Origin of the sequence: Desulfobulbus alkaliphilus, from assembly GCF_016918545.1 — a bacterium.
Classification (GTDB): Bacteria; Desulfobacterota; Desulfobulbia; order Desulfobulbales; family Desulfobulbaceae; genus Desulfobulbus; species Desulfobulbus alkaliphilus.
In genome coordinates, this window is the sequence record NZ_JAFFQC010000016.1 from 79,180 (window position 1) to 90,959 (window position 11,780).

The following is an 11,780-nucleotide window of genomic DNA, read 5'->3' on the forward strand; positions in this document are numbered from 1 at the left end:
TGTAAAGTTTTTCTCCATGGATAATTGGCGTGTCGGTGGTCGGTACAAAAACATCAGGAACCACTCGCTAACGGCGGCGCAATGAGAGGAATTATGCAGCCGGAAAGCTGTCAACCCGAGAGGATAAAACTTCTTGGGTTTTTGCTCAAAAGTTGCCCATTGAGTGAAAATTATCGTGAAGCGATCAACGTAAAGGTTTTTTAAAAAGCGTATCGGACTGGATCCGATACGCTTTTTTTTTCAGCGAGGCAACTGCAAGACTGTATCCTGGATCCGTGAGCGTTTGTCCGCGCGTCATCTTTATTGTCTGTGATCCTTTGATTAAGGGACACTTTATCGGACGGTTACGGGTAATGAAAATGGGGTGAGAACGGATGCCCCGAAGGGCAGCTGGTGCAAGGTATCGTCAAGGATTTCGCTGCAATTATAATATGATTACAGCAAGATATATCCAAAGAAAGCCTCCAGCCATCATGGATTCAGGTCCGTGTCCTCGGGCAGGTTGTCCAATGGATTGGCAATCTCATACCGTTCAATTTTTCGTCGCAGGGTGTCTTTGGAAATCCCCAACTCCCGGCAGGTGATCATTTTTTTCCATCGATTTCGCTCAAGGCTGATTTTGATTGCTTCTTTCTCTATCTCTTCAAGTGTTTGCGGTTTTGAGCTGTCCGTTGCCGTTTGTTTCTGCTCAATGATCTCGGTGGCAAAAGGCTCCGGCAGGTGGTTAGGCTGGATATATCCACCGTCGCAAAGGATAAAAGAGTATTCAACGATATTTTCCAGTTCCCTGATGTTTCCGGGGTATTCGTAGCGCATTAAGGTGGCCAGAGCTCCGCTGGAGATGCCGACGATATCTTTGCCTTGTTGCGCACTGTATTTCTTGATGAAATGTTCGACGAGCAAGGGGATGTCCTCTTTGCGCTCTCGTAGAGGGGGGAGGCTGATTTTGACGACGTTGAGCCGGTAGAAAAGGTCCTCCCGGAATAATCCTTCCCGCACCAGGGTCGGCAGGTCCCGGTTGGTGGCGGTGATGATACGGACATCGGCCTTGACCGGGGTGTTGGAACCCAGAGGTTCGTAGACCTTTTCCTGGAGAACGCGCAGCAGCTTGACCTGAACGTTGCCGGGTAGATCACCGATTTCGTCCAGAAAAAGTGTACCACCTTCGGCAGCGGCAAATCGACCGATTTTGTCCTTGCGGGCATCGGTGAATGCTCCAGCCTTGTAACCGAATAACTCTGATTCCAGCAAGGTTTCCGGTAAAGCGGCGCAGTTGACGATGATAAATGGTTTCTCGCGTCGCTCGCCGGAATTGTACAGCGCCCGGGCGATCAGTTCCTTTCCGGTGCCACTTTCGCCGAGGATCAGGACCGTGCTTGGGCTACGGGCTATATCCGGAAGAATAGCGAACAGCCTCTGCATGGCAGTCGATTTGGAAATAATGGCGTCGTCAAAGGTGTATTTCTGGTTCAATTGCTGCCGCAGGGTGTTGATTGCGGTCAGGTCACGAAAAGTCTCTACGCCGCCGATGATATTGCCCTCATGGTCAGTCAGGGGTGCGGCGCTGATGCTGATGGGGATTTTTTCTCCGCGGTTGTTGCGGATGGTGATGGAACGACTGGCCACCGGGGTTCCGGTATAGAGGCTTTCAGCAATCGCACAGTTCTTGCCGCAGATGGAAGAGTGGAAAATATCAGCACAGGACATGCCCATGGCGTCTTCACGGGACCAGCCGGTAATGTCCTCCGCAGCTTTGTTGAAGGAGGTGATGTTCCAGTTGCGGTCGACAGTGAAAACACCATCGGCAATGGAGTCGAGGATCATGGTTTCACGGACGGATAGGGTGTTGTCGCGGAATGTTTCGATGCCGCCGACAATATGACCGAAATCATCAAAAAGAGGGGCGGAGCTGACGGTAACCGGGATGGAGATGCCCACCTTGTTCTTGATAAAAATGGCACGATCGATAAAAGGGGCTTTGCATGCAATGGCTTTTTGCAGCAGGCAATTGTCGCCGCAGACGCTGGAATGAAAAATTTCGTTGCACGGTTTGCCGATAACCTCTTCCTTTTTCCAGCCGGTGATCCTTTCGGCGGCCGGATTAAAGGAGGTGATGATTCTGTTGTGGTCGATGGTGAAAACACCATCGGCTACCGAGGCCAGGATCAATTCGTTGCTGAGGGCATCGGAGCAATCGTGGAAACTCTGCACCCCTCCTATGACCTTACCGTTGAAGTCGTATAAAGGGGAGGATGTCAGAGAGAGGGTAACAGCGCTACCGTCCCTGTGGGCCATGAAGACATTCTGAGGGGGTATATGTTGAGCCTGTTCAATGGATAGTTTGATCTGGCAATTGTTTTCACAGAGTTCTGGCGGAAAAATTTCCTGGCAATTCTTACCCAGCACTTCGGAGCGTGTCCAACCGGTGATTTGCTCCGCGGCATGGTTGAACGAGATGATCTCCAAGGCACAGTTGACGGTCAGTACTCCTATGGAGAGAGAATCCAGCAGGACCTGATTCAGGAGGCATTGCTTGCCGCTGCCAATGGCTAAAAGTGTTCCGGCTGTCGCTCCCTCCTGGTCGCGAAGCCCTTGAAGGGTTACCGGGATTCTGAGGAGCTGGCCATTTTGTTCCAGATCAATGATCAGGTGTTGTTGCAATTTTTCCAGGTCGCGCAGAGTCGACAGTTCGGCCAGGGGGGGTACACTCCCTTTGCGGGTAAAAAGTTCCTGTGCCGACTTTCCGAATAGCTTTTCCGGAACCTGACCTGTAAGGGTCTCAATGTGACCGCCGACAGCTTTGATCCGATCCGACCCGTCAAACAACAGGAACGCAATCCCCTCCAGATCGGTTGGTATTTGTTTAGATGTTGGTTGTTTCATATGAGAGTATCGCTCAAGGCTGATTTTTTTCTTATTGCAAGGAATTACTCACCAGCATTCCATGTCCTCAATCCGTGACGGCTGGACGCTTGTTTTGGATATATTTTGCTGTAATGATTTTACCATATCTTTCTCCATCCGCCCTTCGGGGTATCCGTCCGCACGCCATCCTCATTGCCCGTAACCGTCCGATAAGGTCTGCATTAATCGAAGGATCGCAGACAATAAAGCTGACGCACGGACGAACACTCACGGATCCAGGCATGCAGGGAGTAACGTACCCGTTTATAGGGTGCAAGTAAATAACTGCATGACCTGGCAATCAGGCCTGTTTGCCATAGTTTCCTGTGCGGATAAGCAGGCTGAAAGTTATAGTGATACTCTGCACAGCAGCGGGATCGTCGGCAGATAGGGTGCTCGGTAAAGGTTACCAATAATTAAGCCTCGCCTGTGGTTAGGTCAAATAATGGGCAGTCTGTTCGGGCCTCGAAGAGGCTTTGGTCAAGACCCTGAATCCGTGACGGCTGGACTCTTGTTTCGAAGATATCTTGCTGTTATCTGGTTGTAATTGCAGAGGAAACCTTGATGGTAACCTTCACCTGCCGCCCTTCGGGGCGTCCGTTCGCACGCCATCTTTATTACCCGTAACCGTCCGATAAAGTGTACTTTAATCGAACGGTCACAGACAATAAAGCTGACGCACGGACGAACGCTCACGGATCCAGGAAGACTTCAGACAACGGGGACAATGTCGTTTTCTTGTACCGGATAAGGCGGGTACGGGGATTGCCCGGAATTGAAATGGATTGTTTGCATTGCCAAGGCATCGGAAAGGACACCGCGCAACCGATGGCACCATGCCGGACCTGGTAGTTAAAAGAAAAATTTCAGCCCCCAGCTCTGTAACCATGGTTTTGAAAACTTGCTCTTTACGTGGATTTAAGGTATGTTTATTGTTGTTTTTATTAAATGAGCAGCCATTCATTCTTCTGGAATGTTTTCTGTCGCCATAACAGCACATTGTAGCACAGCGTGCCGATGTTGTTTTCGTAACTTTTTATATTCTGAGGGTTTGGGATGAAAATCAAAGATCTGGAAAAATTACCAAACGAAGGTGTGGATCATCTGCCTTCGTTTGAACGGCGGACTTTCCTTCGTGCCGGTCTAGTCATTACCGGACTGTTCATGGGAGGGACAGTACTGTCATTAACCTCCGTTCGCAATGCCGAAAGCGCTGTGGGCACTATGCCGGGGGGCCAGGCATTCCCCTACAGCCCTCATTACAGCATGGTTATGATACAGAATCACTGTATCGGCTGTGAATTATGCATGGATGCCTGTGTGCGAACCAACCACGTCCCTGATTACGGATGGAGGACAATTATTCTCGAGCGGGCCCGCCCCATTGGTCGCGGTGCCACTGAGCGTATTTTCATGCCCATACTCTGTAACCAGTGCAATCAACCGCCCTGTGTCCGAGTCTGCCCCACTGTCGCGACCTACAAGGATTCTACCCATGGTATCGTCGTCATGGAGAACAGGAAGTGTATAGGTTGTAAGACCTGTATGGCCGCCTGTCCGTACAATGCCCGCTATTTCAACGAAAAGGTCAGGGCTGTTGATAAATGTGACTTCTGTTATGAAAGCCGACTCTCCAAAGGTATGACCACAACTGCCTGCTCTGAAGCCTGTCCGGCTGATGTGAGAATTTTCGGTGATCTCAGCGACTCCAGAAGCAGAGTGTACCGTCTGGTGCATCAACCAGAAACAACCTTGTGGGTCTTACGTCCAGAAACCGGTGCCCTGCCGAACGTCTATTACATGAATGCCTAATCACCAGAGGAAGGGAAATATGAAAGGTATAGGAAAAACAGTAGCACTCATTGGGGTTGTGTTAGCCGTGGGCGGTTTTTTGGTGGCCGAAATTCGCGCTACCGCACCGGCCGCGCCCGCTGAGGCTGTTACGGATTTTGAGTATGAATCCTTTGGGGATACCCATGTTATAGCCGTGGAACCGATGCGTGCCATGTTCAGCCACAATTCCCATGTGATCACCATAGGACTGAGCTGCGACACTTGTCATCCCGATCTCTTTGACCGTCAACAAGGAGCAGCTAGAGCCAGTGGAGATTACAACCATGACTCTTTTGAAGCCGGCCTGTATTGTGGCGCGTGTCACGATGGTTTCATGGCCTTTGATACCACCAGTCCGCAAAGCTGTAAAACCTGTCATGGCAGCGATATGATCGAGCCGGAAACAATCGTTTTCACCATACCGGTTAAAGCTGTTATTTTCGAGCACAAGGAGCATGTCGATATGGGATTAAGCTGTGCAAGTTGCCACGATGAAGCCTTTGAAATGCGAGTAGGGGCGGCGGAAGAGCATCCGGAAAAATTCATTATGGAGGCCCTCTATGCGGGTCAGTACTGTGGTATTTGTCACAACGGCACCGATGCTTTTGCCTCCGACACTCGATGTACGACCTGTCACATCGGTGTGCAGGGACTTGAACGTATGTTTGCCGGCTCGTCAGAAGCTGATTAGCGAAGATACAGCATAACGTATCCGGTTTTTTCTTCCTGGGGCAAGGGTCAGCGATCCTTGCCCCAGAACTTTTTTTTCGCAACCGATCACGAGGTCTGTTACGGCGTGCTGTATCACTCTCCCTTATTGTAGGCGGTCACAGCTGACCCAGGCTTGCGCAGACGCGGTTGCCCGCAATAACCAAACAACCCCCCTCTTCTTGCAGGTGGCCGCGTCAATGCAAAGATGGGCTGCATGTAATCGTTTTCCTTTCCACCTTCGCTTCAACTTCTCCTGCATGAACATATTACCGTTGATTGTCAAAGAAATGATCACGGAAATGTGAACAAATCTCTTGCCAGAACTTTCGCGGGGGTGACTCCCGTGTCTGCCCTTTTGCTATACTTCCAAAAGGTGGGCAAAACCTCTACCCTGCCGTACGGCTTGCTGGATACACCTTGAAAAGTTAGCGAATGGTTACCAAGAATATCAGGCGAAAAGCCAACCTCTTGTGCCCGTGAACGGGTATATGCAAGATAGTTTTTCCCCATAAACATTCTTGCCAGATTTGAGACGCATTGGCGAATGTGAAGACTTGCAAGAGGTGTATCGTTGCGGGGATTGCACCTGGCAACTCAACAAAGTGTCAGGGGGTATACAGCCGTTTCTGGATCGGTACTGGATAACAGGGACTTGATCGATGCGAAGTGAATGGGGTGGTGTAGATGATAGGCCGGTGAATGATACCTGAATCCGTCATGGCTGGGCTCTTGTTTTGGATATATCCTGCTGTAATCATCTTATGATCGCAGCGGAATCCTTGACAATAACCTGCACCAGCCGCCCTTCGGGGCATCCGTCCACGCGCCATCTTCACTGCCCGTACTCGTCTGATAAAGTCTACTTTAATCGAACGGTTACAAACAATTAAGCTGGCGCACGGACGAACGTTCACGGATTCAGGTAAGAATGAGACAGTAACCAGTTGGTGTCAAACCTGAGCCCTTGAACCGGGGATTGGTATATGCAAAGGCTCAGGTGATTCAGGACAGATGCATGTCCATAGGCAGGATCAACTGACGCGCAGGTTGGAATGGTCAAGGGAATACATTTTCTTGAACAGTATTTCTCCAAAAATAAACGCTGCCAGGAAGAAGAATATGGCCCCAACAGAAATCATGATTTCGTGCAAGCTGGGGCTGTAGGAGTAATACTGCGGGAGACCCACAACATGGTAGTTTTGAAAGTGGGGGATAAGTTGGCCGACAATAACTAAATGGTAAAATAAGACAAAGACACCTATTAAACAGGAAAAGCTGGCAACAGCCAGGGCGAACAGGTTTTTTCCTTTGGTGATAATTATAAGAAAAAGCGGAACAATAACAGCAAGGCCAACTTCCCCAATCCAGAAATTCTGAGCAAAATAGCCTTTAACCAGGAGAGCCATTGCTTCCGGGTTGTTGGTGAACTGAGGGAAAAATCCACCCATGGCTTTAACGACGGTAAAATAGAGAATTGCCAGGAGCAATACAAAAAAAAGCCTTCCAGTCGCCTGTAAAGCCGCTTCTTCATGACTGAGCAGTTTCTGTTTGTTGAATATTGAACTGAACCAATTCAGCAACAGGATCGCAGCGCAACCGGTCAGTACAGAGAGAGACAGGAAATAGAGCGGCATGTAATTTTCACTCCAGAATCCCCTGGACCCAAGTATTGCCATGTCGGTATTCATATTGAGATTGCCCACGGTGACCGCTACAAAAGCGACAGCGGCAAAGGCCATGGCGCTCTTGTTTCTTCCTATCAACAGCAACAGAAAATTACAGACCATGAGCACCATAAAGAAACTGTAAATTGTGGTCTTCCACCAGATGTTTGAAAAAGGTTGCGGCGAGAATAAAGCGAAGAAGGCAACACGCCATGGACTTTCAAGCTCAAGTGTGATGCTCAGAAGCCCTGCGGCCATTGAGATAATGGAAAGAAAGACTGCGCGGGTGACCAGCGGCTGGAGCGTTTTAACACCAAAGACCTGGCCTAAGGTTGAAATGATACATAGTCCGGTGGACATGCAGGCAAAAAAGACATAAGGGGTGATAAGAAGTCCCCAGGGTACCTCTCTTGTGGTACCGAAAGTAGTGGAATGTCCTACCAGCATGGTGTGGAGACCGAAGGAGAGGCCAATTCCGCAGATGAGTGTGAGCAACACAAAAATGAGTATCTGGTTCATGGACGGTGAGGGAAGTGCGGTTGTTTTGATGTACAAATTCATGTCTTTTCCTTTTCGTTCATCTTAATTTGATTTGTTGCTTGCGCATTTTTGACTTCAGGCAACCGTTCTCCATCTCTCCATCTATTGACAATCAAGATGCCGGGCACATGATGACTGTAACCCGATAGCCTGCTTATCCGTAGATGAAGCGCTGGTAAACAGCTCCAGTTTCCAGGTTTCCAGGTCAGAGGCGACCTTTAATTAAAAACCGATACATCATCTTTGAATGCAGTGACAATTGTTTCTGTATTCTCTTATTTCTTTCTGATATTTTGCAAAATTCACCACAATAGAATATAGAATTTAAAAAAAATATGCAGATTGATCAGATTATTTTTTTATTGTATTCCCTTGCGCAAGATCATTGCGCATTTCTCTCCATGATCAATTATTTTGCTGAGTATTTGCTTTTGATCGTTGTCGATATTCCTTTCATCAAAGGAATCATTTAGCAATTGTGAATAATTTATAATTCCGTTCAGTCGGTTTGTAGCTTCATTGATAATTGTTGAGAATTCAGCTTCCCGTCTTCTATAGGCCAAGTTATCAGAATTTTTTCGAGATGGTTGCTGCAGTAAAATATTAAAAGAGCTTGTCAAAGTCTGAATTTCCCAGATTTTCAAGCTAGACTTGCCAAGGTGAAGAGGTTTATTTTCTTTTAGAGCCAGTTCTGCCTGTTCAGCAATAATTTTGACAGGTTTTACAGCTCTCGAATAGAAAATGATAAGACTGTAAATAGTTAAAGTGATAATCATACCCATGACAATCAGGGCATTTTTCTGGTAATTCATGACCCTGTTTCTCATTTCATTAACAACAATGCGGTCAAATTGCAGAAATTGTTTGTTTATATGTCGAAGCTGCCCCATTATTCTCAGGATTAACTCATCACTCTCGGTGTTTTCGGCCAGATTCCTCAAGTTGACAACAACCAGCCCAAGGTCAAGCTCCTGCAGGAAAGAGAGCTTGAACTGGGTGGGGATCAAGGGGTTATCAATCAAGGCGACATACCTGCTATGCAGTTGCTCAAGCTCTTTCGCTGCCCCCAAAAGCTGCGATCTATTGCGGGATAAAAGCCCTTCTGTTGCTTGATCTTGTATGGTTGTATAGAGAAAAATTGTGCTTTCACTTTCTTGAACAATGGAGCTGTAATCCTGGGCCAGATTGTTGTGGCGAAGACCGATAAATATCAATACTGCCAATAAAAAGGCGGTGCCTGAAAAGGTGACAACACTCAACCTACGCAGTGATCTCATTGACCACCTCGTCTATCAATGACTGACCAACGCTGCAGTTTTCTTTAAAACCGCAGTTGCTGCAGTCATGTTCAGGTTGTTTTCTGGCAGCCCGCTCTTTGGTAATACTGCATTCAACGATGATATCGAACTCCTCTCTATCCAGGGTTTCTACCTGGAGAAGTATTTCCGCCAGGTTTTCGAGAAGAGTCTTCTGTTGATTAAGAATCAGAACTGCTTCGTCGTAACAGCTGGAGAGAAGCGCATTGACCTCCCGGTCAATGATTCTTGCGGTTTCATTCCCCATTGGTAAACGCCCCCCCGGGCCGCCGAGAAAACCGCCATTGGCGACCAAGAAGACCTGAGGCCCGAAGGTTTCACTCATCCCCCACTTGCAGATCATGTTTGTTGCAATCTGGGTAGCGGTGAAAAGATCCCCCTGGGCACCAGTTGTTTGCTGTTTGAACATCATCTCCTCGGCAGCTCTGCCACCCATCAGGACGATGATTTTACTGCGCAGGTATTCCTTTGAATATGCAGGATGATCACTGATCGGTAACTGTTGTGTCTGACCCAGTGCCATACCCCGTGGGACGATGGTAATCTTATGCAATGGATCGGAGTGTGGAAGGCAGTTCGCTAAAATCCCATGACCGGATTCATGGTAGGCGAGAATTCTTCGTTCTTTCTCGCTCATGATCATGCCTTTACGTTCAATACCCATCAGGATGCGATCGCGGGCTTTTTCAAAATCTTCATTAAGGATCAGCTCTCTTCCGTTTCTGGCTGCCATTAAAGCTGCTTCATTGACCAGATTTGCCAGTTCGGCACCTGTAAATCCGGGTGTCGATTTGGCCAGGTCGCCAAATTCTACTTCCGGGTGCAGGGCAACTTTTCGACCGTGAACCTCAAGAATTTTTTTCCTGCCTTTGAGGTCCGGGGGGAGGATGTTTATCTGCCGGTCGAATCGACCAGGTCGTTTCAAAGCCGGATCGAGAATGTCGGACCTGTTGGTGGCTGCCAGAACGATGATGGTATCTCCGGTGTCAAACCCGTCCATCTCGGATAAAAGTGCGTTCAGGGTCTGTGCCCTTTCCTCCTGACCGCCGGCAGAAGAACCACTGGCTCTGCTCGCGCCGACCGCATCTATCTCATCTATGAAAACGATGCATGGCGAGTTTTTTTTTGCCTCTTTAAATAGATCTCGAACTCTTGATGCGCCTACACCAACAAACATTTCCACAAAATCGGACCCACTAAAGCTGTAAAATGGGACCCCGGCCTCACCAGCGAGCGCTTTGGCCAACAAGGTTTTTCCAGTGCCAGGCGGGCCTTGTAAAAGAATACCCCTCGGAATATTTGCGCCAATTTTTATAAAATTTTCTGGAAATTTAAGAGCAGAGACAATTTCTTCGAGCTCTGTTTTGACCTCAGGTATGCCGGCGATATCCTTGAAGGTCAGGCCGACCTCCTTGCCCTTTTGGCGGACAAGTTTGTCGCTGGCAAAGGTGCTTTCCTGATTCTTTTGTGGTTGTAGAGACCACCAGACCACCATGATGAATATGATCACAAAAATAGAAATAACGGTGACATATATCAGGTTGAATCTGTCTTCTTTGACCACAATGCGAATGTTTTCGTCCTGAATTCTCTCCAGGAAACTATTCACATCGGGGACTGTGGTAAGGAAAGATCGATCATCCCGATCGGTGAAGACAACTCGGTTACCGGTAAATTCAAATTTGACGATCTGATTTTGGTTGAGTCGATCAATGACTTGACTGTAATCTTCACTTGGCAGCCTATGTTCAAGAAACCAGAAAAGAGCCATGAACATACTCAAAACAGTGATTATAAAAAAAATAAATAAATTGCGTACCAGTCGAGCCATTGCATTAAATTCCAGAGATAAAAGGAAACATCTCAGAAAATAAAAATTATAAAATTATTATTGTATACAGTTTTGAATTATTATATAAAATCATAAATAAAAATATAACAATAGCTGAGAATATACTAATCTTCTCAGCTATTGTTAATCCATAATTTTCAGAATAATATTTAATTGACATCTATGTATTGGCCAAAGATGTTATTATAAACCGGTTACAGCTCTGAACCAACCACCAAGAAGTTGCAGAGGACCTCCTGCCTGATACATGGCGCTCACTAAACAAGCCATAACCCATATACCTACAACTCCGGTGAAGGCAACAACGCTGCCAATGACAACTTTATCTACAACTACTTGGGTCGAAACATCTGCACGATTGTCTTCCTGAGTTCTGCTTTGATCACGCTCGGCGACGATTGCTCTATCACTCATGGTCTCTCCTCCTGGGATTCTTAACTGCTTAACTGTTGCTCTTGTTGTTTTGTTTATGTAACTGCATCGCTTTTGTCTCAGGTAAAGCATAATGTGTGCCAGAGAGGAGCATTAAGAGAAATGTAGCTGTAAAAAATAATATAAATGTTTGTTATTGTATAATTTTAATGGTTGAATTTATTTTTAACTTCATAAGTTTTCTTGTCGATACTTTGGAATTGATAAGCAAATGTGTCTCGTTGCTGTCCCATTGAATGTTTTATGTGTCTCTAATATGTCCCGTTTATGTATTGATGGGACACTTTGGAGACACTTTACAGCGTGAACGATTAGGAAATAGGACATGATTTGTCCGTGTGTCAGCTGTGTTGTCTGTGACCTTCGAATAAATAATGAAGACTTTAGCGAACAGGTACGGGTGTTGATTCGCATCCCCAAAGCCGACAATAATCTCAACTACGAGTACCACCGATACGAGTAAGAGAAGCAGCCGGCTGGATTGATCCAGCCGGCTGTAGGGAAGTAGACAGCAGTCTACCGCACCGA

At 47.2% G+C, this 11,780-nt stretch carries 7 protein-coding genes; 2 read left to right on the forward strand and 5 right to left on the reverse strand.

Going from position 1 to position 11,780, the window contains the following annotated elements:
• Positions 1-471: 471 nt before the first annotated feature.
• Positions 472-2,883: a sigma 54-interacting transcriptional regulator gene (locus tag JWG43_RS19910; protein WP_205242829.1), complete on the reverse strand. Its 2,412-nt coding sequence runs from the start codon at positions 2,881-2,883 to the stop codon at positions 472-474.
• Positions 2,884-3,960: 1,077 nt separating this feature from the next.
• Between JWG43_RS19910 and JWG43_RS10260 the strand changes: the two genes are divergently transcribed.
• Positions 3,961-4,716, forward strand: a complete 756-nt coding sequence (locus tag JWG43_RS10260) for a 4Fe-4S dicluster domain-containing protein (RefSeq protein ID WP_205242830.1) — start codon at positions 3,961-3,963, stop codon at positions 4,714-4,716.
• Between the two features lie 19 nt (positions 4,717-4,735).
• The gene (locus JWG43_RS10265) at positions 4,736-5,428 is read left to right on the forward strand and encodes a c(7)-type cytochrome triheme domain-containing protein (protein ID WP_205242831.1); all 693 of its coding nucleotides are present in this window, start codon (positions 4,736-4,738) and stop codon (positions 5,426-5,428) included.
• 1,051 nt (positions 5,429-6,479) lie between these two features.
• Here the strand turns inward: JWG43_RS10265 and nrfD are convergent.
• From nrfD to JWG43_RS10285, 4 genes are all read right to left on the reverse strand, one after another.
• Entirely contained in the window at positions 6,480-7,673 is a 1,194-nt protein-coding gene (gene nrfD, locus JWG43_RS10270; protein WP_205242832.1) for an NrfD/PsrC family molybdoenzyme membrane anchor subunit, read from the reverse strand.
• Positions 7,674-8,011: 338 nt separating this feature from the next.
• Positions 8,012-8,929 carry a hypothetical protein gene (locus tag JWG43_RS10275; RefSeq protein ID WP_205242833.1) on the reverse strand — a complete coding sequence of 306 codons (918 nt, stop codon included), beginning with the start codon at positions 8,927-8,929 and terminating at the stop codon, positions 8,012-8,014.
• Positions 8,913-10,799: an ATP-dependent zinc metalloprotease FtsH gene (gene ftsH / locus JWG43_RS10280; protein ID WP_205242834.1), complete on the reverse strand. Its 1,887-nt coding sequence runs from the start codon at positions 10,797-10,799 to the stop codon at positions 8,913-8,915. Before ftsH ends, JWG43_RS10275 begins: the two co-directional genes overlap by 17 nt.
• A gap of 204 nt (positions 10,800-11,003) precedes the next feature.
• Entirely contained in the window at positions 11,004-11,234 is a 231-nt protein-coding gene (locus tag JWG43_RS10285; protein WP_205242835.1) for a hypothetical protein, read from the reverse strand.
• Positions 11,235-11,780 lie beyond the last annotated feature (546 nt).